Consider the following 25,050-nt stretch of genomic DNA (forward strand, 5'->3'; position numbering starts at 1 on the left):
GCAATAAAAAGAAGCAAATAAGGAAATTATATGAAAAGTAAAAAATTTAAACTGTCTCCCACGGGCAAGCTTGCCGCCTCTATGGCAATTATTCTGGCAACCTGTTCAGTCAGTTTTGCCCATGATATTACGCCCGGTGGCGATACCGCCCATAGCCCGGATGTTATGCAAGCTGATACCGGTGCAACCGTGGTCAATATCGTTGCGCCTTCCGAATCAGGGTTATCACATAACCAATACCAGGATTTTAACGTCAATCAAACGGGGGCGGTGTTCAATAACTCTCTGGAGGATGGAACATCACAATTGGCAGGGGAATTATCTGCCAACAGTAACCTTAATGGACAAGTTGCCAGTGTGATCTTAAATGAGGTTATTAGCCGTAACTCTTCATTCTTGCTCGGCGAACAGGAAATATTTGGTATCGCCGCCGATTATGTTCTGGCAAACCCTAACGGTATCACTTGTGACGGCTGTGGTTTTATCAATACCAATCAGGCGTCACTGGTTGTCGGTAATCCACTGGTGGAAAGTGGGATTTTGCAGGGCTTCAACACCTTTGATAACCAAAACGCCCTGAATATCAGGACCAATGGGTTATCCCATCATGACGTGCTGAATCTGATTGCCCCCAAAATTGACATCAATGGCCAGGTGATCACCACAAAAAGTCTCAATATTACAACGGGGAATAACAAGATTTCGGCCGATGGTCGCATCCTGGATACCCAGCAAGCCAATATCAATGCACTTGACAGCTATTATTTGGGCAGTATGCGGGCAGGACGCATTCGTCTGCTGAATACCGCAGAAGGAAGCGGCGTCAATTTAAAGGGTCAGGTAACCGCCAATGATGGGATTGAAGTTGAATCCTACGGTGATGTGAAGTTGGAAGCGGCGGAGCTAAAAGGCGGGGATATCACCTTGAGCGGCAAAAATGTGCTGTCTCAGGGTCGCCTGAATCAATTTTCATCAGACAAAACAGGCAGCAACAATCACGATAGCACTTTTAGTGGCATTTATACCGAACAAAAGCAAATCAGTGAATCTGTTGCCCGTACCCAACTGGCAGGCAAGAACATCACGCTGGTGGCCAGACAAAACAATCACGTGATGGCAACCGATATTGAAGGGGATAATGTCAAACTGACTGGTGCCAACCTGAAACTGGATGGGCAACAGCTTCACCAACTTGACCGTAACACGAACAATCAACGGAAGTGGGGCTGGCAGTATGATGTCACCAATGAAAGTGAAAAATATCAGCACGAAGGCAATACCGTTAACGCGCGTGAAAATATCCAGTTGACCGCCAGTGAAGGCGATGCCGAAGTCCTTGGCAGTAAGATCAAAGCGGGCAACCAGTTGTCCGTATCCGCCCAAAAAAATGTGAAGCTGGCGGGTTTAGTGGAATCAGAAATGACCTTAGAGAAGGGATACAAAAAGAACCATCGGGCATCATTGCAAACGGGTAATTGGAATGAGGTCAATTCCACCCAAAGAAGCACCGGCAATGAATTAAGCGCAGGCGGAGACTTAGGTATTAAGGCGAAAGGAAATGTTGACATTATCGGAACCCAGATTAACTCAGGCAAAAACCTGCTTATTTCTGCGGATCAGCAAACTCACATTACTGTCCAATCCCTCGTTGATGATCAGATCCTTGCCAAGGATAAAACCTATTGGGGCGGGATTGCCGGTGGCAGCAAAAAAGATAACCGCGATAAATCAGAAACCCATCATATTTCCGAAGTGACGGCTGACGGGCACTTGCTGCTGACAGGTACAAAGGGTGTCACCATTACGGGCAGTAAAGTCAAAGCGCAAAAAGGCGCTTATGTTCAAGCCAATGAAGGGCCGTTAATTATCGATAATGCGGTCAGCTATATTTCTCAAGAGGTGGATGAAAGAAAGGGAACAATCTTCAACATCACCAAAAATACGAATCAAGAACACAACAAACAGCAAAAATCTTCCGGCAGTCAATTGATTTCCGATGTCGATCTGAAATTACTCAGTAATAAAGACATCAATGTCATTGGCAGTCTGGCAAAAAGTGCCGGCAAACTGCAACTGAATACGTCAGGCAATATCAATATCCTGAATTATGGTGAGAAGAATCAATATCAACAGGAAAAAACCCACCTTGACTGGCAGTACTACGCCAAGGAGATGAAAGATAACCAATATCGTGCGGGTGTGGGTTTTGAACACACCACCGATAAACAGAAAGATGAAAGTACAACTCAACGCCCATCAGAACTGAATGGTGGCAATCTTAGCGTAAATGCGGGCAACAATGTCACTGTGGCTGGCGCTAAGTTGGTCACAACACACGATGATGCGAAAATTACCGGCAATAACATTGCGTTGCTGGCTGGCGAAAACAGCACATCAACCTCAGCCTCACAAGAAAAACTGAGCAACAGTGTATTTGTCACTGGCGGTATGGACAAACTCGGTAGTGGTGTTGAAGGAACTTACAACAGCAACGGAAAATCTGACAGCCGGACAACGGCAGAAGTCACCAAAACCCAGGTAACGGGTAACCTTGAGCTGAATGCGATGGGTGAGTTGAAGCAACAGGGCACGGATCATCAAGTGCAAGGTTCTTATCAGGCGAATGCCGGCAGCATTAAAAATGTGGCAACGGCCAATACCGCATCCAGCTCAACCCATCAATTACAGGCAGGCGGCGAGATTAGCGGGACTGCCGATTACAGTGCAACCACTCGGCCTGTAGAAAAAACAGCCAGGGCGGCCGCAGATAAGAAACTGGATGCTTCCATCACGAAAACGGGTTTGCCTAATGCCGGTATTGAACTGACCATGAATGGCAACAGTCGTTACACCAATAACCATCAATCCAATGCGGTAGTCACTACTATCAAGGCGGATGATATCAACCTCACAACGAACGGTGATATCTATGACCAGGGTACGCAATACCAGGCCAATAAAGGGGGTGTCTCGCTGACGGCCGGCAGCCATACCAGTGAAGCCGCAACCAACAGTCAACGCTCCCATACCGCTGAAACAACTGGCAATGCCAGCCTGCGTGTCTACACCACAACCGGTGCAGATATCTCCGTCAATGGCAAAGGCAGTGGCAGTTATCAGGAAACATCAAACAGCACTACCCGTGCAGTAACCAGCGGCATCAACGCCCAAAATGGCGTTAATGTTCAGGTGACCAGAGATGCACGCTACCAGGGCACGTCAATCAATGCCGGTGAAGGTTCAGCCAACGTTAAAGCGGGTGGCAATATTCAGTTCAATCAGGCCACCAACCGTAATGAGAAACAAGGTCATGGTTACAATGGGGAAATTTCCCTGACCGTGGGAACCAACCCGGATGGCAAGAATTTCAGTGGTAGCCTCGGTGGCGGTTATAACACCGCCAATCAGAATAACACTACCGCCCAAACCAGCAATATCACGGGTGGACAAGGGGTAAATCTGAATGCAGGCAATAATCTGACATTACAAGGTGCCAACGTTTCCGCCAAACAGGTAGATTTAACCGCACAGCGTGGGAAAATCGAACTGATTTCGGCTCAGGATACGGCGAGCGCCGATGGTTGGCATGTCGGTGCTAAAGCTAAAGGCGGCATGTCTTCTACCGCCCGCAAAGAAGGAGGTGATAGCGCAGCAGGCCATGCTTCAACAACAAACGATCCGGCCAACAGAATTTTCGACAATAAATATAATATGGGTGGTGAACTGAAATTGGGTGTCAATAACCTGACGCAAACCACACACCATAACGCACAGGTTTCCGGCGGCAATGTTAACCTGACCAGTGCGGGTGATACCTCACTTAAAGGTGCGAATGTGGATGCTGATCAGGTAACGGGCAACGTCAGTGGCAATTTCAATGTCGAAAGCCGCAAAGACAGCACCCATAGCCTGAATGTGGGTCTGGATGCGGGCGTGGGTTATAGCAAAACCGTCAAAGGGGATGCCGCCTCTAAACAGGCGGTTCCTACCACAGACGTCTTGTCAGAAAACATAACAAAGACCGTAACTGAAACTGCGGCTACCGGTGACGCTAAAACCGGGGATAAAGCCCCAAGTTTGACAGATCAATTGAAAGCCACATTCAAGGGCTTCAATGGCAAACTCAAAGGCAACTACGATACTCTCGATCGGGAAGCTGTAGGTAAGCAAACAGCATTGACCGGTACTCAAGGGGTTAATCTGGATGTCTCTGGAACAACCTCTTTAATGGGCAGCAAAATTGACAGTGCACAAGGTGCTGTCTCGCTGAACACGCCACAAATTAATCAGCAATCTGTCGCCGGATACGATAAGGGCAAAAACTTAGGTATTAATGTACCTGATTCCCTCATCAGTCTGGCAACCTCTGCACAAAAAGATATTTTCTCCGGTAAAGTCCCTTTTGTGAAAAATGCGGGTCACGATACTGAACTGCCCACTATCCACAGTGAAATTAAGGGTCGTCAGTTAGATTAATTATTATGACTAACGATTGATCCTCTTGTACGGTAGCCAATATACGGCTACCGTATTTCTTCATATTCCCCAACCTGTTGCCTTTTCCATTTTGCCTGTTACTCTTTTTTGCAGACATATTTTTTCGTCAGGGGATGTAATGCCAGATAACCATGAAAACAGGGAGCAACGCAATACAGGGAAGCGTTTCACACCGTTAGAGAAAGGGCTATATGGCAGTAAAAAAGCACTTTCCGTAACCATCCGTATTGGCAATGTCATCCGCCGTATTCCTTTTATCGCCCACTTTATTAGGGCGGCACAACGTTTTAACGACCGCATGGGTAGCCAATTCGGGGCTGCCATCACCTATTTTTCGTTTCTATCTTTAATCCCAATTCTGATGCTCTCTTTTGCCGTCGCAGGTTTTGTGCTGGCTTCCAACCCTGACTTGCTGACACGTTTGATTAATGGCATCGCCAATAGCATCAGTGATCCCGCGCTCGCCAACACCCTGAAAAACAGCGTAGACACGGCGATTAACCAAAGAACAACCGTGGGATTGACGGGTTTGGCGATTGCACTTTATTCAGGGATGAACTGGGTTGGTAATTTACGTGAGGCAATACTCGCCCAATCCAGAGATGTCTGGGAACGTCATCATGAAGATAAAGAGAAAATTTACTTTCAATATATCCGCGACTTTTTCTCTTTATTCGGTCTGCTGTTTGCATTGGTTATCACCCTTTCGCTGACTTCCATAGCAGGCTCTGCCCAGGCTACTATCGTCCACGCCCTCGGACTGGAAGGCATCGAATGGCTCCGGCCGGCATGGACATCAATTGGCATGACCATTTCCATTTCAGCCAATTATTTATTATTCCTGTGGATATTGTGGATCTTGCCGCGTCATCGCCCTGAAAGAACAGCGCTGTTTAAAGGCACCCTAATGGCCGCCATTGGATTTGAAGTGATTAAATATATTATGACTATGATGCTGCCACGCCTTGCCAGCTCCCCTTCGGGTGCCGCTTTTGGTTCGGTGATTGGCTTAATGGCATTCTTCTATTTTTTCGCTCGTCTGACACTGTTTTGTGCCGCCTGGATCGCTACAGCGGAAGAGAAGAAAGCCAAGTAAACATCCACATATCAAGTAAGACTGTTTTTTTGCTGTACCCACGTGTCTATAACAACCTCAAAAAGGAGTTATTTTTATGCCATTTGTGAACATCAGAATTACCCGTGAAGGCGTCACCACTGAACAGAAAAAACAACTGATTGAAGGAGCCACCCAATTGCTGGTGGATGTACTTGGGAAAAATCCGGCAACAACCGTTGTGATCATCGATGAAGTAGAAACAGATAACTGGGGCATTGGGGGTAAAAACGTCACGGAGTTACGGGCTGCCGCGAAGAAATAAGTTAATGGTTTCAGAAAACATTAATTATTTAAATCAGGGCGGTTTAAACCGCCCTGTTATTCGACGCAGTGGCCTTATTCTTTCCCCATCAACGGATCGCTGATACTGTGCTCACCGTTTTCCAGTCTGCCAGCCAGGCGGCGGTGCCATCCTTTCGGCCCCGCCAGTGAAATATCGTACCAGCCACCACTGATGCGGGTGTCAAAAGCCTGGCTGTGACAGCTTCCCGCTGGCATGTTAATGCACCACGGTCCCTGTAATGTATAAGGACAGCGGTTTATGATGATCTCCACCGTTTTGTCACCCGGATTGTTCAGTTCCAGTTGCAGGCAAGTATCATTCATGATTTGACTCACTTCTGGCTCCCGCTGTGTCAGTGAACCACTCAATGCACGGTGAAAACCATTGGGTCCTAACAACCAGAGATCATAGTTATCTGCCGTCTGCCAGTCATCACTGAGCGACTTTCCCGCCTCAACGGTGTAACGCCGAGGGATCTCATCCAGATGCAGTTTATCGTAAACATGGAATACCACACCCTGTTCACCCATGTTGTAAAAGCTCAGTGTCAGTAAACCCTTGTCAGGGTAAGCCGAGGCTTCAACATTAAGTCGGTAAGGTAATGCGCGGGAAGGACGAGCCAGCCGCCATTGATACGGCAAGTGCTGGTTTTCAACCTCCGGTAACGGCACAGGCGGTAACGCTTCCTGATCCCGACGCAGGTTGTCTGCTATCTGTCGTGTGATGGCAGGCAAGCAGGGTACTTCATTGTTGGGATTAACAAAGTTGAACGCGGAAGTGAGATCACCACACACTGCACGCCGCCAGGCGCTGATATTCGGCTCGCGTACCCGGAAACGTTTTTCCAAAAACTGTAGGACTGAGGTGTGGTCGAATACTTGTGAGTTAACCCAACCTCCGCGACTCCAGGGTGACAGGATCAGCATCGGTACTCTCGGCCCAGGACCATAAATGCCCCTGTCTGGTGGCGGCTGATAATGCGATCCCTCTGGGGCTACGTGTTGGAAGATCTCAGTGTCGAAGGGTAGCGTGGATTTACCGGCGAAACTACCATCTTCCCGTAGCGACGGTGCGGAGGGTGAAGGCATATGATCGAAAAAGCCGTCATTTTCATCAAAATTCACCAACAATACCGTTTTGCTCCACACCTGTGGGTCATCTGTCAGCGCATTGATGATTTCCTGAACGAACCAGCCACCCTGCACAGGGCAGGACGGCCCTGGATGCTCACTATAGGCCTGCGGTGCGACGATCCAGCTTACCTGCGGCAATCTGCCCTTCTTCACCTCGGCGCGAAATCCAGCCAGTATCGTCTCCATATCGTCACCACTAGAAGCTGGCAGAGTATTGCCATTGCCCTTGTACAGTGGAACTCTCTCGTTCAGTTCATCACTGTAAGGTACAAAGTCGTGGAAATCTTCCGGTGGCTGTGCCGGATTACCCGCCTCGACACTGGCAGCACGGTACTGGCGGAAACCGGCCAGTGGGTTATCACCGAAGTTGTCCGGCAGGTATTGATAAATTTTCCAGCTAATGCCGCTCTCCTCCAATCTTTCTGGATAGGTTTTCCACGTATACCCTACTTCTGGCGGGCCAGGCGCATCCCACTCGTTGACCACTGCGGCGACGTTAGCCGCACTAGGACCGTTGGTGCCGGTCCAGAGGAACAGACGATTGGGATCAGTGCCAGCATGGATCGAACAGTGGTATGCGTCACACAAGGTGAAGGCGTTGGCCAAAGCAAACTGGTATGGCAATTCAGCCTGACGGTAATAGCCCATTGAGTTTGTCGTCTTATAGGTTGGCCAGGCACTCATACGGCCATTGTCCCAGGCGGAATGTTCATCAGTCCAGGAGTGAGGCGTCCCCCCAACTCTCTGTGCATTGCCACATCGACTGTCCAGATAATATGGCAAGATCAGCCGCCCATTCCCCTGCTGTTGCCAGATATTGCGGCCACCGGGGAGTGGAATGGTGATACGGTCACTGAAGCCACGTACACCAGACAAGGTGCCAAAATAATGGTCGAAAGCACGGTTTTCCTGCATCAGGATCACGACATGCTCCACGTCGTCAATAGTACCGGTACGGTTGTTGGCTGGTATGACCAGCGCCTTGAGAATCGAGTCAGGCAGCAATGAACACGCTGATCCGGCGGCGGCAGCTTTTAATCTTTCTCTGTGTGAAAAGTTTGGCATAATTCATTCCTGAGATGTCTATTGGAAAGGGCCTCGAGAGTAATAGCCAAATATTGCAGGAAAATGAAGCCAAGGAAATCGAACTAGTCGGATATATACGCGAATATCTCAAAGCTCTGAGTGAAAATCGGGTTACGGCAGCAAGGCATCAGTAAAAAATGTCCGTAACAAGATGAAATTCCAAACCTTATCAGTAGGTAAACTGATATTAATATAATAGTTTCTAATAGAAACTATTAATCATGATAGCGTTGTTCACATTTAGACTCAACACCAGTTTGCTCTTTTATTAGTCACTATCTATTTCCCCTCTCTCACCCTTTCAGGCTCTTTCGGTTTCTCCGGCAATGGACCGGGGCGCATAATCTGATTAAAGCTATTTTTAATCTGATTCACATCCATCGTCGCTTCACCTTTTGGTTGCACCAGAATAAAAGAGATTTCCTGGGACAGCATCTCTTTCAGCCTCTTATTCAAAATTTGTGGTGTCAGAGAGGATAAAAACGCCTGCCTTAACCGCTGGAATTGTTCAGGGGCGATATCTATCACATTATTTTGCTGTGACAACAGACGTTGATTAATCAAAACATCGGTATCAGTGCGGGCATACATGGCAAATAACTGCTGGAGCTGACTTTTCTTCTGCGCATAAAGCTCATCAAATTGTTCCTGTGGCAAGCCATGTTCCCGCAATGTTGATAGCTGGGAAGCCAGATAAAGCGTAGATTTCATCAGCTTGTCCGCAGAGGAGTCCAGATTTAGTGAGCAGTTTGCCCGCTGGTATAGCACCCGGCAATCCAAGCCTAATTTCATGTCATCCTGCTTATCCTTAAGCCCCGATTGCAGGTAACGGTAAAGCGCTTCACGCGTCAGGTCATTTAACCAGTACTGAATCAGGGTTTCCGAATTGTTAATCGGCAACCAGTTCAGGTTCCAGATTAACGATAAGCGATCTTGTTCGGCCTTATCACTCACTACGCCAATCGTTGCTGCCCTCAGTGGCAGCAAGGTAGAAACAGGAACCGGTGTCTGCCGTTTCCCCGCCAATGAGGCAAAGGTCCGGTTAATCCGCTCTGACAGTAATCGGTTGTCAACATGCCCTGCGATATACAGCGTTATCGCATCCGGCGTGTACCATTGATGATAAAAATTTTCGACTTTTTTTACATCGACAGGCACTGATATGGACATACCGGGATCATGGTCGATAAGTGTCGAACCTTGCAGACGCATACGCCATACAGGGTCCTGGATATCAGATGGGAACGTCGTCACAAGATGTTCATCCCCTTTTATGGCCTGTGCCAGTGTCTCCGGTGTAAATACCGCACCACCAGCAATGTCGGATAACCATATCAATGCATCTTGCAATAGATCGGGACGATTATTCGGCAGGCTCAGACTGTAAAGGGTGAAATCATAGGAAACAATGGCAGGCGGAAAGAGATTTTTAGTATCTATCGCATTGTGCCATAGATTTTCCAGTTTCTGCGATGATAAATCTTTGCTGCTGGATAAGACGATTTTCGGAATCAGGTAGGTATAGCCCCGTTGTTGGGTTTTTTCAGACAGTGAGCCTGTCTTTACCAATAACCGCAACTGTACTCTGTCATTAGGCCGCTGTGGTGTTTGCAGGATTTGCCAGCTAAATCCATTTTCAAGTTTGCCTTGTTGCCAGGCTGGATCTGGTTGCAAGGTCTCAGCCTGTGCCAAACAAGTTGTAACCAGAATCGCACCACCAATAAGATATCCGATTTTATTGCTCAGCATGTTCACTTACCCCTACCTGTTTAATTTTATCCTGCGATAGCCTAAGACAATCATTCATCCCTGAATATTATCATCAAGGATTAGACTGTTATTCATCTTGTCAGGTTTCATTTTGATGGCGTTTTCTGCTTATTAACCTGACGATTATAGCCTTTCACCAACAACCCCAGCTCATCATCCTGATGGTTTTTCGGGCAAGGCATAGGCTCTGGTGCCTGTTCTTCATTCAGTTCCCGCGCAACATCACGCAACGGATGGATGACAATGCGATTTACGCACCAGCTTATCGACACCGTAAGAATAAGTGCGAGTAATAAATAAGTGGTCAACATTAATGCAAGTGTATTCAAGGCAAAACGATACACTCGATTGGAATCAACCTGTAAAATAAGGTGCCCCTGTGATTGCGCTATTTTTGGCGAAACACCATAAACATAGAGAGGAATATTAACCTCAACGGGAATGCCAAAAACCTGCTTTGCCAGTTCAGGTATGGGACGATGAGTGGCAAAATCCAGGCTCATTACCCGAACGTTATCAGGTAACAGTACATCGGCCCGACCCAGAATGCCTGAGGTCTTTAATCCAATCAACAGCGTTTTCGCTTTATTGAGATCTGAACTCAACAAGGCTTCTGCCAAAGGAGTCTGGATCTGTAAGGCCGCATTGTTAAGCTGACTGATATAGTCATCTTTCCGCTGCTGTAACAGATGAGACAACTGGATGGTGATGAAAATGGCAATGGTAACCAAAGTGACCCCTGTCACAGCGGCCATCTGTTTAATAGTTAACGAACGTTTGACACGCAATTTCATCTTATCCAAACCAACACTGAGATAATAATAGTGAAAACACTGACCAGCACATCTTAACAATGTGAGTGAGTATACTTGATCTTACTTGTGGTCGTCTTATTTTGATGAATACAACAGAGAAATGACCGGGATATAACGGTATCACTCAATAAAGCGCATAAAGTGATTGTATAAGTTTCTACTACTTCTACTACAACCTACCACAATGCTTATACGTTATACCACGGTCAGATATGATCAGGTGGATGGGTTTTCATCCTGTTCGACCGCGAAACACGCGATCAGTTGTCCGCCATATTGCTTTAACTTCGGCTGGAATTGGGTACATGGGTTAAATGCACGACGACAACGGGCAGCAAAAGCACACCCCGTCGGCGGGTTCATCGGGCTTGGCAGTTCTCCTGTCAGCTTAATGCGTTCACGGCGCAGCTCAGGATTCAGACGAGGCGTCGCCGACAACAACGCCTGTGTATAAGGATGACGAGGCGTGTTGAAAATCATTTCCTTACTCCCTTTTTCAACACAGCGTCCCAAATACATCACCATCACTTCATCAGCAATATGTTCGACGACTGAAAGATCATGGGATATAAAGACGTAAGACAATCCCAACTCCTGTTGCAAATCCATCATCAGGTTCAGAACCTGCGCCCGCACTGAAACATCCAACGCTGAAACGGGTTCATCTGCAATGACCACATCTGGGTTTAACATTAATCCACGGGCAATGGCGATACGTTGACGCTGCCCCCCAGAAAACATATGGGGATAACGCGCATAATGTTCCGGTTTTAATCCTACTTTCTCCATCATCTGTAAGACTTTTTCCTTACGTTCATGCGCAGTAAGTGAAGTATTAATCAGCAACGGCTCTTCCAAAATCTGCCCTACTTTTTTACGGGGATTTAAGGAAGCATAGGGGTTTTGAAAGACAATCTGGATCTTCTGGCGACGAAGTTTTTCTGCTTCTTTATTTGGCACTAAGAGGTCTTGTCCCAGATAATAAAGTTCCCCCTCAGTCGGTTTTTCAATCATGGTCAACAAGCGGCCCAATGTGGATTTTCCACAGCCCGATTCGCCGACAACCGCCAACGTCTTGCCTTTTTCCAGTTCAAATGAGACACCATCCAACGCCTTGACCATACGCTCAGGCGAGAATAAGCCTGTTTTCACCGGATAATATTTTTTCAATTCAGTGGCTTGCAGTAAAGGTGCTGTCGCCTTTTCTTGTTCCCTGTTTTGTTGAATGCTCATACTGTTGGCCTCCCCTCATCATCCAGTGGCATGTGACATTTAACCTGACGCTCTCCTACTGATTTCAGTGGCGGCTCCTCCTGGCGACAATGTGCATTGGCATAAGGACAACGCGGGTTGAGCAGACATCCCATTGGGCGATCATATTTTCCGGGAACAACACCGGACAACGATGCCAAACGGGATTTATCCACTGCAAATTCCGGCAATGCCCGCAATAATGCTTGTGTATAAGGATGGCGTGGCGCGCGGAAGATTTCCGTTGCCTTGCCAATTTCTACCACCTGCCCGGCATACATCACTATAATATGGTGGGCGGCTTCCGACACCAGCGCCAAATCATGGGTGATCAAGAGTAATGCCATGTTTTCCCGCTGCTGCAATTCCAGCAACAACTCGATGATTTGCGCCTGAATGGTGACATCCAGTGCCGTCGTCGGCTCATCGGCAATCAAAAGCTTCGGGCGGCACGCGATAGCCATTGCGATCATCACACGCTGGCTCATTCCGCCAGATAATTGATGCGGATAAACATCCAAACGAGAAACCGGATCGGGAATACCCACCAGGTTCAACAAGTCTATTGCCCGCTGATATCGCGTTTTCCGATTGCCGCCCTGATGGACTTTCAAGGCTTCCATTATCTGATAACCGACGGTGTAGCACGGATTCAAACTGGTCATGGGATCCTGGAAAATCATCGCCACTTCCGCCCCTACCAACTGCCGGCGCTCTTTTTCTGAAATTTTAGTCAGGTCACGGCCCGCGAATTCCAGTTTTTCGGCCATGACTTTGCCCGGATAATCAATCAGCCCCATAATCGCCAATGAACTGACCGACTTACCTGAGCCGGATTCTCCAACAATACCGACAACCTCTCCCTGCTCAACACGGTAGCTGATACGGTCAACGGCGCGGAATGGCGCATCTTCATCCCCAAAATGCACTGACAATTGGTCTACATTCAATAATGCCATTTCACAATCCCCCTACTGCTTGAGCTTGGGATCAAGTGCATCGCGCAACCCGTCCCCCATCAGGTTAAATGCCAGTACCGTCAACAGGATAGCCAGCCCCGGAAAGGTCACAACCCACCACGCACTCTGGGTAAATTGCAAAACATCGGCCAACATGGTTCCCCATTCTGGGGTTGGTGGCTGTGCTCCCATTCCCAGAAACCCCAAGGCCGCCATATCAAGAATAGCGTTCGAAAACCCTAATGACGCTTGCACAATCAGCGGTGCAAGGCAGTTTGGCAGGATATTGATGAACATCTGGCGTATGGCTCCCGCACCAGCCACTTGGGAAGCCATCACATAATCGCGGTTAACTTCCACCAGTACCGCCGCTCTTGTTAAGCGGATATAGTGAGGCAGGGCGACAAAAGTGAGTGCCAGGGACGCATTGACAATTGATGGACCAAAGATCGCCACCAGCACCAATGCCAGCAGTAGGCTTGGCAAGGCCAACATAATGTCGACGATACGCATGATCATGGTATCTACCACACCACCGAAATATCCGGCCAATAATCCCAGAATGATGCCCATGATGAGTGACATCACTACCACCAGACAGCCCACCAATAATGAAAGACGTGCCCCATACATCAGGCGGGACAGAATATCGCGCCCAACATCATCGGTGCCGAGAATAAATTGCCAGCTTCCGCCTTCCTGCCATACCGGAGGCACTAGCAAGGAATCACGAAACTGTTCTGCCGGACCATGCGGGGCTAATATCCCCGCCAATAACGCAACCAACAGCATCAGGATAATATAGACAAGGCCAATCACTGCGCCTTTGTTACGTTTAAAGTAGTGCCAGAATTCCTGTACCTGCGTCATTAATTTCGGCGCATCTGATACGACAGGCTCGGTTGTTTGAGTCATCATGTGCTCCTATTTCTTATGACGAATGCGCGGATTGACGATGCCGTACAACAAATCAACCACCAGATTGACCAGAATAATCATGGTTGCCACCAACAATACTCCGCCCTGTACTACCGGATAGTCACGACGTTGCAGGGCATCAATCAGCCAACGCCCTAATCCTGGCCATGAGAAAATGGTTTCGGTCAGAATGGCACCCGCCAACATGATGCCTACTTGCAGGCCAATCACCGTGACGACAGGTAACAACGCATTACGCAGCGCATGGACAACAATGACACGAATGCGGCTCAGCCCTTTTGCCCTGGCAGTACGGATATAATCTTCGCCCAGCACTTCCAGCATGGAAGAACGCGTCATGCGCACGATGACGGCTAACGGGATCGTTCCCAGCACAATGGCTGGCAGGACCATGTGCATGACAGCATCAGGGAAATCCCCTTCCTCGCCCCAAATCAGCGTATCGATCAACATAAATCCCGTCAGGGGATTGCTGTCATCAAGAAACACACTATCACTGATTCGGCCAGAAACAGGGGTTAAGTTCCAGTGAACGGAAACCAGCATGATCAGCATGATCCCCCACCAGAAAATGGGCATGGAGTAGCCTGTCAATGACAAACCTATCGCGGTGTGATCAAAGACAGAACCCCGTTTGACAGCTGCCAATACCCCGACCGGAATACCGACAGAGATGGCAAATAACATGGCACAGATACCCAATTCGAAAGTCGCTTTAAAACGCGGGACAAACTCATCCCACACCGGAATGCGGCTTTTTAACGAGATCCCCAAATCGCCATGCAATACGCCATTGATGTAATGAAGATATTGCTCCCAGAGAGGCTTATCCAGCCCCATTTCAGCCAGTAATTGGGCATGACGCTCAGCAGAAATACCTCGCTCTCCCGCCATAATCAGCACGGGATCACCCGGTATCATGTGCACAAATGCGAAAGTCAGCAGCGTAATACCAATAAACGTCGGGATCACTAATCCCAGACGTCGGAGGATAAATTGCAGCATATCCTGAGTTCCCTTTTTAAATACCAGTGCGGTTCTTCGGACCGCTTGGTGTCTACAGAGTTGACTTGCCCATCAAAGAAGCGAAACCATCCCCCCAGAAAAATCTGAGGGGATGGTTAATCACAACAGCTCAACCGCAAGAATTATTTGAGATCAACGTTGTAGAAATGATGTTTACTGAAAGGATCGACCACATAACCTTTCACTTCTTTACGAATTGGCTCGTAAACCGTAGAGTGGGCAATAATCAATGCCGGTACTTGTTCGTGCATAACAACCTGCGCTTGTTTGTAAAGTTCAGTACGCTTGTTGATATCAGCAGTTTCACGCGCGGGTTGGATAACATCCTCAAATGGCTTGTAACACCATTTAGAATAGTTGGAGCCTTTTTCTTTGGCGGCACAGCTAAACAAAGTGCCAAAGAAGTTATCAGGGTCACCATTGTCCCCTGTCCATCCCATCATGACTGTTTTCGGTTCACCATCTTTGGCTCGTTTCAGGTATTCCCCCCATTCATAACTGACAATTTTGGCTTTAACGCCAATTTTCGCCCAGTCAGCCTGAATGATTTCCGCCATGCGACGAGCATTCGGGTTATACGGGCGCTGTACCGGCATGGCCCACAAATCAGTTTCAAAACCATTCGGGAAACCCGCTTCTTTCAATAGCGCTTTAGCCTTGGCAGGGTCATACGCATAGTCTTTAATATCATCGTTATAACTCCATATCGTCGGTGGGATTAGATTTTTCGCTTTCTGTCCCGCTCCCTGATAAACCGCATCAATGATGGCATCTTTATTGACCGCCATCGCCAGCGCCTGACGGACTTTTTGATTATCCATCGGCGGCTTAGTGACATTAAAGGAGAGATAACCGACATTCAGCCCCGCCTGTTCTTTCAAAACAATGTCTTTATCTTGTTTCATGCGGGCGATATCAGCCGGATTTGGATATGGCATTACCTGACATTCGTTTTTCTGTAATTTTGCATAACGAATAGACGCATCAGGGGTAATAGAGAAAACTAAACGGTCAATTTTTGCTGGCCCTTTCCAATAATCTTTAAATGCCTTATAGAGAATTCGGGAGTCTTTTTGATATTGCACCAATTGGAATGGGCCTGTACCAATCGGGTTAAGGTCAACCTTTTCAGGTGTTCCAGCCTTCATCATGACATCGGCATACTCTTGAGACAGAATTGAGGCGAAATCCATACCGATATCAGCCAAGAAAGGGGCTTCTGGACGAGATAACACAAAACGAACCGTGTAATCATCGACTTTTTCTACTTTACTGATGATGTTGCCCAGATCCATACCAATAAAGTATTCATAACTCCCCCCTGACACTTTATTATATGGATGGTTTTCATCCTTCTGGCGCATGAAAGTAAAAATCACATCATCAGCATTAAAATCACGTGTTGGCTTGAAGTCCTTACTGCTGTGCCACTTCACGCCCTTACGCAAATAGAAAGTATAAGTTTTTCCATCCTCACTCACCTCCCAGCGTTCAGCAAGACTGGGGATGATCTCTGTTGTACCTAACTTAAAATCCACTAAACGGTTATAGAGTTGTACAGAGCTAGCATCATAAGTTGTGCCAGAAGTGAATAGTTGTGGATTGAAACCTTCAGGAGAACCTTCAGAGCAGTACACCAACGTTTTGGCCTGAATACTGGCGGTAACAACCAGTGCGACAAGACCGACACCCAGTTTTAACAAACCAGACGGTTTCTTCTTGGAAATTGTCATTACTTGAACCCCGTTTGTGATGTTTATGATGTTTAACTTGTTTTATTATTTTTCGCTTATCAATTAATCAATTGTTATGCCTGACGTCAACATCATCAAACACAACACCAGAAACACAAGAAAAACACAAAAGAAAAGAATTATTAACAATCATGGTTAAAAAACATGACGGAAAGCACATGGAATAGACAAATAAACCAAAAATTAAGCGAATGTAAAGAATTAATCTCTGGTGATGATAATTTTGAATTTGCGACCAAATGCTTAAATAATAGGCAATGTAGCTTATAAAAAGGTGGGGATATATGAGATGAAATCTGATCCGATCAGGAGAATTGATTTAAATATAAATAATTAAAGTAAGGCAGAGAGATGTTCACCTATTACGGATTGCTGAGAAAATAATCTTTGATCTTTTGGAATGCGTAAAATACAATTTTTAAACATTTTACTTAAGGGGCATCAAAATGATTTGGTTATTTTTTACGATAATCATTCCATCTATAATTGCATTTTTTGCATTTAGTTATTGTGCCAATGATAATAATCACATTAAGAGCAAAAAAAAGTCAATGTGATTGCATAGTTAAGTTATTGTCAGCTTTGGTAATTATTTAAATGTTTTATTTTTGAAGCTGAAGCTAGAGCGGGGTGATTATGAATTTTCTTCCCTAACTAAAAAGTTCCTATCGATTCCAACTTCAAGAGGCGTGTTATATTTCCCCGCTGCGCTGAGAAATATAAGGTCTTGCGTTGTCTTGCAGATTACAACTTGAAGTTTATCGAATATATAAGAAAAAACCCCGCTCATAAGAGCAGGGTTTCTGAATGCTGGTCGGCGAGAGAGGATTCGAACCTCCGACCCACTGGTCCCAAACCAGTTGCGCTACCAAGCTGCGCTACTCGCCGAAAACGAGCCGCATCTTACTGCCAGAGCCACAAACCGTCAATATCTTTTTAAAGATAAGTGGTTAGTTGACCATAAACCATCCAATATGACCGATATAGCCTATGACTGGAGCAGGGAAATATCGGCGACACGCAAGAACAGGTCACGCAATTCACTTAATAGCGTCAAGCGATTGACCCTGACCTGGCTGTCTTCATCCATCACCATCACATTATCGAAGAACGCATCCACCACTTCACGCAGGGAAGCTAATTCAGCCAACGCATCCTGATAGTTGCCTTCGGCAAACAGAGGAGCAAGTTTTTCCTTCAACACCACAAGGTGTGTCGCCAGTTGGATCTCTTCTGCCGCTTTTAACACGGAAGCAAGGACAGTATCATTCAACGGTTCTGCTGATTTCGCCAGAATATTGGAAACGCGTTTGTTGGCTGCCGCCAGCGAAACGGCGGCATCCAGAGTACGGAAATGCGTAACCGCTTTCATTCGGGCATCAAAATCTGCCGGTTGGGTCGGACGACGCGCCAATACCGCCTGAATAGTATCAACGCTATACCCCAGCTCTTGATACCAAGCGCGGAAGCGACCGAGCATAAACTCAACCACCTCATCCACCGCTTTTTCGTTGGTCAGCTTGTCACCATACAGACGTACCGCTTCTTCTGCCAAGGTCTGGAGGTCGAGAGGTAATTTTTTCTCAACGATAATGCGCAGAACACCCAGTGCCGCACGGCGCAAAGCAAACGGGTCTTTATCCCCTTTCGGATGCTGGCCAATCCCGAAGATCCCAGCCAAGGTATCCATCTTATCGGCAATGGCAACGGCACAGGAGACGCCTGTTGATGGCAGTGCATCACCAGAGAAACGTGGCTGATACTGCTCATTCAGTGCCAGTGCCACATCTTCCGCTTCGCCATCATGACGTGCATAGTGCATTCCCATTACGCCCTGCGTATCGGTGAATTCGAACACCATGTTGGTCATCAGGTCACATTTAGACAATAACCCAGCACGCGTCGCATGATTGACATCAGCACCGATTTTTTCCGCAATCCAGCCAGCCAGAGCCTGAATGCGATCCGTTTTGTCACGCAAAGTGCCCAATTGTTTCTGGAACAGTACGGTTTCCAAACGCGGCAGGTTGTCTTCTAAACGTTGCTTACGGTCAGTCTTGAAGAAGAATTCCGCATCCGCCAGACGTGGGCGAACCACTTTTTCGTTACCGGAAATAATTTGCTGAGGATCAGAAGATTCAATATTGGTGACAAAAATAAAGTTCGCCATCAATTTGCCGGCCTTGTCGTAAACCGGAAAATATTTCTGGTCACCTTTCATGGTATAAACCAGCGCCTCAGCAGGAACTTGCAGGAATTTTTCTTCGAATTTCGCCGTCAGTACAACCGGCCATTCCACCAGCGAAGCCACTTCTTCCAATAAACTGTCGCTCAGATCCGCTACACCACCCAGCTGTATTGCGGCCTGTTCGGCATCACGCTTGATCATCGCCTTACGAACTTCATAATCCGCGATAACCCGCCCCCGCTCCTGCAAAATAGCCGGATACTGCTGCGCGTTCTCAATGGTAAATTCCGCTTCACCCATAAAGCGGTGACCACGAATAATGCGATCCGATTGAATACCCAGAATTTCGCCTTCAACCACTGTGCCGCCCAGCAGCATAGTGACCGTATGTACCGGACGAACAAACTGGGTCTGTTTATCGCCCCAACGCATCAGCTTAGGGATCGGCAACTTACTCAGAGAACTGCTCACCATATCCGCCAGCAGCGCTTTTGCTTCGCGGCCTTTAACTTGAGCACGATAAAGCAGCCATTCCCCTTTGTCCGTTACCATGCGTTCAGCCTGATCAACGGTGATACCGCAACCACGCGCCCAACCTTCTGCGGCTTTGGTTGGTTGACCTTCTGCATCGAACGCCTGAGCAATCGCAGGGCCACGCTTTTCAACTTCACGATCAGCCTGTGCTGCCGCCAAATTGGCGACTTTCAGTGCCAAACGGCGAGGAGCCGCAAACCAGCTAACTTCACCATGACCCAGATTGGCGTTATCCAGTTCGGCTTCAAAATTGGCCGCAAAAGATTCAGCCAATGAACGCAGCGCCTTTGGTGGCAGCTCTTCTGTGCCGATTTCCACAAGGAAAGTCTGTTGAATCATGATGGCCTCTTATTTCTTGTTACACATAGGGAAGCCAAGCGCCTCGCGGGAGGCATAATAAGCTTCAGCAACCGCTTTGGTCAGGGTACGGATGCGCAGGATATAGCGCTGACGTTCAGTCACGGAAATCGCTTTGCGGGCATCCAGCAAATTGAAGGTATGGCCCGCTTTTAAAATGCGCTCATACGCCGGCAATGGCAGCGGCGTTTCCAGCGCCAGTAATTCCTGTGCCTCTTTTTCGTATTGCTCAAAGCAGGTAAACAGAAAATCCACATCTGCGTGCTCAAAGTTGTAAGTCGACTGTTCAACCTCATTCTGGTGGTAAATATCGCCATAGGTGGTTTTACCCAACGGGCCATCGCTCCATACCAGATCGTAAACGCTGTCCACGCCTTGAATATACATCGCAAGACGTTCCAATCCGTAAGTAATTTCGCCCGTTACTGGCTTACATTCAAGGCCACCAACTTGCTGAAAGTAGGTAAACTGGGTGACTTCCATACCGTTCAACCAGACTTCCCAACCCAGCCCCCATGCGCCCAGAGTTGGGTTTTCCCAGTTATCTTCAACAAAGCGGATATCGTGAACAGTCGGATCAAGTCCTAACGCTTTCAAGGAACCCAGATAGAGTTCCTGAATGTTATCTGGAGATGGCTTGATGATAACCTGAAATTGATAGTAGTGCTGGAGGCGGTTTGGGTTTTCGCCATAACGACCGTCAGTTGGACGACGAGAAGGTTGCACATAAGCTGCTGCAATAGGCTCTGGTCCCAAAGCACGCAGACAGGTAATAGGATGAGAGGTTCCTGCGCCGACTTCCATATCCAGTGGTTGGACAATGGTACAGCCTTGACGCGCCCAGTAATCCTGTAATGTCAGGATGAGTCCCTGAAAGGTTTTGGTATCAAACTTTTGCATGTTGAACCCGCACGCGATGCATATGAATTTAAAAGAAAGAGGTCAGTATACCCTTTGGACGTAAGATATACAGCACTGATCATCCTCAATTTTATCGCAGTATAAAAAAATCTTATTCAGGTCGCTTTACTTGTATATTTATACAGCTAAGATTAGGGTCATTATCAACCACTATTTGAGGTAAGTTCAATTCATGGACAAGGAAATAACGCGCTGTGGTTGGGTCACATCCTCCCCTGATTATCTGGCCTATCACGACAACGAATGGGGAATCCCTTTAAGAGATAGCCAACAACTTTTCGAACTGCTTTGTCTGGAAGGACAACAAGCCGGTTTATCATGGTTTACCATCCTGAAAAAACGGGAAGGCTATCGAAAATGTTTTCATCAGTTTGATCCGGTCAAAATAGCCAAAATGGATGAAACAGACGTTGAGAGACTGATGGAAGAACCGGCTATCGTGCGTAATCGTGGCAAAATCAATGCCATTATTCACAATGCCCGCGCTTATCTGAAAATGGCTGAACAAGGTGAAAACTTCAGCGCTTTTATCTGGCGTTTCGTTGATCACTCTCCACAAATAAATCACTGGCAAAATTTATCAGAAGTTCCTGCCAAAACAGCCAATTCCGATGCACTTGCAAAGGAGTTGAAAAAACGGGGATTTAAATTTGTTGGTAGCACCACCTGCTACGCTTTTATGCAGGCAGCAGGTTTAGTCAATGATCACCTCATAAATTGTTTATGTCGGAAATAAGTAGCTGTGGTGAAAAATTAAAATTAGTGCATAAAAATAAACAAAAATATCACCTTAAAATATAAAACTGGATTAAACGCAATTATCCAGTTTTAAAATTCAAAAAAAAGACAAACCAAACGATACAGAACCGCAGAATATCCGTTTTACCCCATTGCGCCCTGATAGTGAGCAGGGTATGGTGTTTTCTTCTCATACAAAAAAACAGACGCAAACGCCACTATGAAATTTTCGCAATTCGGAAACAAATTTACACAAGATTCAGGAATTACCCGTCTGATGGAGGATCTCAATCAGGGCCTGAGAACACCTGGCGCAATTATGTTAGGCGGCGGCAATCCTGCACATATCCCAGCAATGGATGCCTATTTCCAGCAGATATTGACTGACATGGCGTTAGACGGTCAATTAAGCGAAACACTATGTAACTATGACGGGCCACAAGGGAAAAACACCTTGATAGCAGCATTGGCTCAGGAGCTAAGAGAAAAGCTCGGCTGGGATATCCACCCACAAAATATTGCCCTGACCAATGGCAGCCAAAGTGCCTTTTTCTACCTGTTTAACTTATTGGCCGGTCGCGCTGAAGATGGTTCAATGAAGCGCGTTTTATTTCCTCTTGCTCCAGAATATATTGGCTATTCCGATTCAGGTTTGGATGAAGGGTTATTTGTTGCTAATAAACCGAATATTGAATTGCTACCCAACGGTCAATTCAAATATCACGTTGATTTCGATCACCTGAATATTACCGAAGACATTAACCTGATTTGCGTCTCTCGTCCCACTAATCCAACCGGTAATGTGATCACCGATGAAGAATTACTGCGCCTGGATAGTCTGGCTCAACAGCATCAGATCCCCTTATTGATAGACAATGCCTACGGTGTCCCCTTCCCCGGTATTATCTTCAACGAAGCTACGCCGCTGTGGAATCACAATGTTATTTTGTGCATGAGTCTGTCCAAACTCGGACTACCCGGCTCCCGCTGCGGTATCATTATCGCCAATGAAAAAATCATCAATGCTATCAGTAATATGAATGGCATTATCAGCTTATCCCCTGGAGGGATAGGGCCGGCCATCGCCCTGGAAATGATTAAACGTAACGATCTGTTCCGCCTGTCACAAAATGTTATTCAACCGTTTTACAAACAACGGGTAGATAACGTGATTACCATCATTCGTCGCCACATCTCGGAAGATCGCTGCCTTATCCATAAACCGGAAGGGGCCATATTTCTCTGGCTCTGGTTCAAAGACTTACCCATCACGACAGAAGAGCTTTATCAACGGCTGAAGAAACGCAAGGTGCTGATGGTGCCGGGACATTTCTTCTTTCCGGGGCTAGAACACGATTGGTCACATGCCCATCAATGTATGCGAATGAACTATGTTCCTGATATTGATAAGATCGAAGAAGGTATTCGTATTCTGTCTGAAGAGATTGAAATAGCACATCAAGCAGCAGGACGCTGAATCTTGCATCGCAATCTGTCCTTAGCAATAAAATAAAAAAAAGCTCCCTCATTTTAGGGAGGGAGCAAGATGATAACGAGGACTTTTACCTGCGAACAGGACAGTAGTTATTAGAATCCCAAAAGAATTCTTCACACACAATAGGAAAGGAAAACACTCCTTGTTTTTATACCTTCCCTGAACTGCGTATATTTAACCAGAAAAATATTATTCTAATGAATTGAATAGGCAGGGATTTTTTACTTTAAATTGCCTCTACTATCTCAAATTGAAGCCAAATTAAGATAATTGGGCCGTATTCTGTGATCTAAAGCACATTTAATGAATCAAACAATATACTTAATGCACTAAATCATAAGGCCCAGAAAATAACAGCCAAAATTTGGGGAGACATAATCCTTAAAAACATTGCCAATGGATAAACTGTCGCATATGACAACGCCGCAGCCCCGCTGGTACTATGAATTCCATTCGCAAAAGCCAGAGCGGGAGGATCGGTCATGGCACCAGCCAATACCCCACATAAGCTGAGATAATTCATTTTTATAACAACACGTGCCAGCAGGCTTACAACTAACAGGGGGACTATTGTTATCAATGCACCATAACCAATCCATGCCAGCCCTTCGCCATGCACCAGTGTATTAATAAAATTACCGCCAGATTTCAGCCCTACCACCGCCAGAAACATAACAATCCCCAATTCGCGTAATGCAAGGTTCGCACTAGGAGGCATAAACCAATAAAGTTTACCGATCGTGCCAATCCGTCCCAAAATTAACGCAATAACTAAAGGCCCTCCCGCCAATCCCAAGCGTAACGCAGCGGGAAAACCAGGAATAAATAGAGGAATCGAACCTAATAAAACCCCTAATCCTATTCCTATAAATACAGGCAACATTTGTACTTGCTGGAGTTTTTGCTGTGAGTTACCCAAAAGATTTGTGACGGCTTCCACCGCTTCAGGACGACCGACAATATTCAGGATATCGCCGAACTGTAAACTGGCATTATTACTGGCAACCAGTTCAATTCCTGCACGATTAAGGCGTGTAACGACAACATCATATTTCTGTTTTAAATTGAGCGCCCCAAGCCTCTGGCTCAATACTTCATCATTCGTCACCACAACCCTAACGGATTGAAAAATATCACTGGCAGTAGATAAAGAAACATCAACCTCTTCCCCAATGACCAGCCTGATCTGATTCAACGCTTCCCGCTGCCCGACTAAATAAAGCAGATCACCACTCTGAATCACGGTAGTTGGTTGGGGAACCATCAACAAATCCTGCCGTTTTAGGCGGGAGCATACCACTGCATCATTATTATTGAGCAACGGAATATCCTGTATCATTAATCCATTTAAATTTGGATTACATACAGCGATATTCATTGTCTGGAGCAGTTCTCGCCCCTGATTGTTCTGGTTATCAAACGAATTGGCTTCCTGTTCAATTCTGACTCTGAAAAAAAGGCGAACCAACCACATAACCAGCAAAATACCGCAAATTCCCATAGGATAAGCCATCGCATATCCCATACCCATTTGGCTGACCAATGAAGGGTCAGATCCTAAATCTGCCAGAATTTGCTGCCCTGCCCCTAAAGATGGCGTATTTGTCACTGCACCGGAAAAAATACCTAAAATAATGGGTAAAGGTACATCAAACAATGTGTGAATAATTGCAGCAACTAATCCACCAATAATAACAATCAGGACAGCAAACCCATTTAATTTAAGGCCAGAAACCCGCAGGGAAGAAAAAAAGCCCGGCCCAACTTGAATACCAATAGTATAAACAAACAGAATTAAGCCAAATTCCTGAATAAAATGCAGCATGTCATTACTGAGAGACAGAGAATACATCTGGGCAAAATGGCCAATTATAATCCCACCAAACAAAACCCCACCAATTCCAAGACCAATACCCCGTATTCGCCAGTTGCCTATCCATAACCCCAATGCGGCAGACAGCGCCAGCAAGCTCATTGTCAGTGCAATATCACTCATGACCCGCTTCCTTTACCAAAGGTTAATCATCCGGAAAATGAGTCATTTTCCCTTGTTCCCCATAAATGATGGCTTACCACCCATTAAATATTGGCACTAATTAACAGTAAGTTATGTGTTTTAAACCACATATTGTGTGCTTTTTGGCGATAAACGCTATAGCAAACTGAATATTACCTGACTATAGTAAT

At 46.5% G+C, this 25,050-nt stretch carries 16 protein-coding genes and 1 tRNA gene; 5 read left to right on the top strand and 12 right to left on the bottom strand.

The genetic code is table 11. The features are described from left to right. The first annotated feature begins 30 nt into the window (after window positions 1–30). From ABLA76_RS10780 to ABLA76_RS10790, 3 genes are all read left to right on the top strand, one after another. Entirely contained in the window at window positions 31–4,476 is a 4,446-nt protein-coding gene (locus ABLA76_RS10780; protein WP_348987916.1) for a hemagglutinin repeat-containing protein, read from the top strand. Window positions 4,477–4,615: 139 nt separating this feature from the next. Continuing rightward, a complete protein-coding gene (yhjD, locus tag ABLA76_RS10785) occupies window positions 4,616–5,593 on the top strand; it encodes an inner membrane protein YhjD (RefSeq protein ID WP_348987917.1) in 978 nt (325 codons plus the stop codon). Window positions 5,594–5,669: 76 nt separating this feature from the next. After that, window positions 5,670–5,876 carry a 4-oxalocrotonate tautomerase family protein gene (locus tag ABLA76_RS10790; RefSeq protein WP_348987918.1) on the top strand — a complete coding sequence of 69 codons (207 nt, stop codon included), beginning with the start codon at window positions 5,670–5,672 and terminating at the stop codon, window positions 5,874–5,876. A gap of 74 nt (window positions 5,877–5,950) precedes the next feature. Here ABLA76_RS10790 and ABLA76_RS10795 read toward each other — a convergent pair whose 3' ends face one another. The 11 genes from ABLA76_RS10795 to glyQ form a co-directional block, all read right to left on the bottom strand. After that, on the bottom strand, window positions 5,951–8,095 hold the full coding sequence (locus tag ABLA76_RS10795) for a phospholipase C, phosphocholine-specific (RefSeq protein ID WP_348987919.1): 2,145 nt from the start codon (window positions 8,093–8,095) through the stop codon (window positions 5,951–5,953). A gap of 300 nt (window positions 8,096–8,395) precedes the next feature. After that, entirely contained in the window at window positions 8,396–9,865 is a 1,470-nt protein-coding gene (locus tag ABLA76_RS10800; protein WP_348987920.1) for a pitrilysin family protein, read from the bottom strand. Between the two features lie 107 nt (window positions 9,866–9,972). Next, window positions 9,973–10,680 (bottom strand): HAMP domain-containing protein, encoded by a 708-nt coding sequence (locus ABLA76_RS10805; RefSeq protein ID WP_348987921.1) that lies wholly within the window; start codon window positions 10,678–10,680, stop codon window positions 9,973–9,975. A 237-nt stretch (window positions 10,681–10,917) separates the two neighbouring features. Then, a complete protein-coding gene (gene dppF, locus ABLA76_RS10810; RefSeq protein ID WP_348987922.1) occupies window positions 10,918–11,934 on the bottom strand; it encodes a dipeptide ABC transporter ATP-binding subunit DppF in 1,017 nt (338 codons plus the stop codon). Beyond that, window positions 11,931–12,911, bottom strand: a complete 981-nt coding sequence (gene dppD / locus ABLA76_RS10815) for a dipeptide ABC transporter ATP-binding protein (protein WP_047770531.1) — start codon at window positions 12,909–12,911, stop codon at window positions 11,931–11,933. The genes dppF and dppD overlap by 4 nt, the downstream gene beginning before the upstream one ends. 12 nt (window positions 12,912–12,923) lie before the next feature. After that, entirely contained in the window at window positions 12,924–13,826 is a 903-nt protein-coding gene (gene dppC, locus ABLA76_RS10820; RefSeq protein WP_348988001.1) for a dipeptide ABC transporter permease DppC, read from the bottom strand. Between the two features lie 9 nt (window positions 13,827–13,835). Beyond that, a complete protein-coding gene (gene dppB, locus ABLA76_RS10825) occupies window positions 13,836–14,855 on the bottom strand; it encodes a dipeptide ABC transporter permease DppB (protein WP_348987923.1) in 1,020 nt (339 codons plus the stop codon). Between the two features lie 143 nt (window positions 14,856–14,998). Continuing rightward, a complete protein-coding gene (gene dppA, locus ABLA76_RS10830; RefSeq protein WP_285809105.1) occupies window positions 14,999–16,609 on the bottom strand; it encodes a dipeptide ABC transporter periplasmic-binding protein DppA in 1,611 nt (536 codons plus the stop codon). An 832-nt stretch (window positions 16,610–17,441) separates the two neighbouring features. Then, window positions 17,442–17,518 (bottom strand) — tRNA-Pro (locus tag ABLA76_RS10835). Window positions 17,519–17,618: 100 nt separating this feature from the next. Next, entirely contained in the window at window positions 17,619–19,691 is a 2,073-nt protein-coding gene (gene glyS, locus ABLA76_RS10840) for a glycine--tRNA ligase subunit beta (RefSeq protein ID WP_348987924.1), read from the bottom strand. A 9-nt stretch (window positions 19,692–19,700) separates the two neighbouring features. Next, the gene (gene glyQ, locus ABLA76_RS10845; RefSeq protein ID WP_193849885.1) at window positions 19,701–20,609 is read right to left on the bottom strand and encodes a glycine--tRNA ligase subunit alpha; all 909 of its coding nucleotides are present in this window, start codon (window positions 20,607–20,609) and stop codon (window positions 19,701–19,703) included. Window positions 20,610–20,802: 193 nt separating this feature from the next. Here glyQ and ABLA76_RS10850 point away from each other — a divergent pair, with 193 nt between their 5' ends. Together ABLA76_RS10850 and ABLA76_RS10855 are read left to right on the top strand one after the other, a co-directional pair. Further along, window positions 20,803–21,366, top strand: coding sequence for a DNA-3-methyladenine glycosylase I (locus ABLA76_RS10850; protein WP_348987925.1), 564 nt, complete (start codon window positions 20,803–20,805; stop codon window positions 21,364–21,366). 222 nt (window positions 21,367–21,588) lie between these two features. Next, entirely contained in the window at window positions 21,589–22,845 is a 1,257-nt protein-coding gene (locus ABLA76_RS10855; protein ID WP_285809103.1) for a valine--pyruvate transaminase, read from the top strand. 352 nt (window positions 22,846–23,197) lie between these two features. On the opposite strand, the gene ABLA76_RS10860 is transcribed toward ABLA76_RS10855, so the two are convergent. Then, window positions 23,198–24,859 carry a putative transporter gene (locus ABLA76_RS10860; protein WP_348987926.1) on the bottom strand — a complete coding sequence of 554 codons (1,662 nt, stop codon included), beginning with the start codon at window positions 24,857–24,859 and terminating at the stop codon, window positions 23,198–23,200. Window positions 24,860–25,050 lie beyond the last annotated feature (191 nt).

The sequence above is a fragment of the Xenorhabdus sp. SGI240 genome, assembly GCF_040081915.1.
GTDB lineage: Bacteria > Pseudomonadota > Gammaproteobacteria > Enterobacterales > Enterobacteriaceae > Xenorhabdus > Xenorhabdus bakwenae.

Coding starts and splice junctions, on each gene's coding strand:
- glyS (WP_348987924.1), bottom strand. CDS start 19,691: ATGATTCAACAGACTTTCCTTGTGGAAATCGGCACAGAAGAGCTGCCA.
- dppF (WP_348987922.1), bottom strand. CDS start 11,934: ATGAGCATTCAACAAAACAGGGAACAAGAAAAGGCGACAGCACCTTTA.
- dppD (WP_047770531.1), bottom strand. CDS start 12,911: ATGGCATTATTGAATGTAGACCAATTGTCAGTGCATTTTGGGGATGAA.
- ABLA76_RS10805 (WP_348987921.1), bottom strand. CDS start 10,680: ATGAAATTGCGTGTCAAACGTTCGTTAACTATTAAACAGATGGCCGCT.
- ABLA76_RS10850 (WP_348987925.1), top strand. CDS start 20,803: ATGGACAAGGAAATAACGCGCTGTGGTTGGGTCACATCCTCCCCTGAT.
- dppC (WP_348988001.1), bottom strand. CDS start 13,826: ATGACTCAAACAACCGAGCCTGTCGTATCAGATGCGCCGAAATTAATG.
- ABLA76_RS10800 (WP_348987920.1), bottom strand. CDS start 9,865: ATGCTGAGCAATAAAATCGGATATCTTATTGGTGGTGCGATTCTGGTT.
- dppB (WP_348987923.1), bottom strand. CDS start 14,855: ATGCTGCAATTTATCCTCCGACGTCTGGGATTAGTGATCCCGACGTTT.
- ABLA76_RS10855 (WP_285809103.1), top strand. CDS start 21,589: ATGAAATTTTCGCAATTCGGAAACAAATTTACACAAGATTCAGGAATT.
- ABLA76_RS10790 (WP_348987918.1), top strand. CDS start 5,670: ATGCCATTTGTGAACATCAGAATTACCCGTGAAGGCGTCACCACTGAA.
- yhjD (WP_348987917.1), top strand. CDS start 4,616: ATGCCAGATAACCATGAAAACAGGGAGCAACGCAATACAGGGAAGCGT.
- ABLA76_RS10795 (WP_348987919.1), bottom strand. CDS start 8,095: ATGCCAAACTTTTCACACAGAGAAAGATTAAAAGCTGCCGCCGCCGGA.
- glyQ (WP_193849885.1), bottom strand. CDS start 20,609: ATGCAAAAGTTTGATACCAAAACCTTTCAGGGACTCATCCTGACATTA.
- dppA (WP_285809105.1), bottom strand. CDS start 16,609: ATGACAATTTCCAAGAAGAAACCGTCTGGTTTGTTAAAACTGGGTGTC.
- ABLA76_RS10780 (WP_348987916.1), top strand. CDS start 31: ATGAAAAGTAAAAAATTTAAACTGTCTCCCACGGGCAAGCTTGCCGCC.
- ABLA76_RS10860 (WP_348987926.1), bottom strand. CDS start 24,859: ATGAGTGATATTGCACTGACAATGAGCTTGCTGGCGCTGTCTGCCGCA.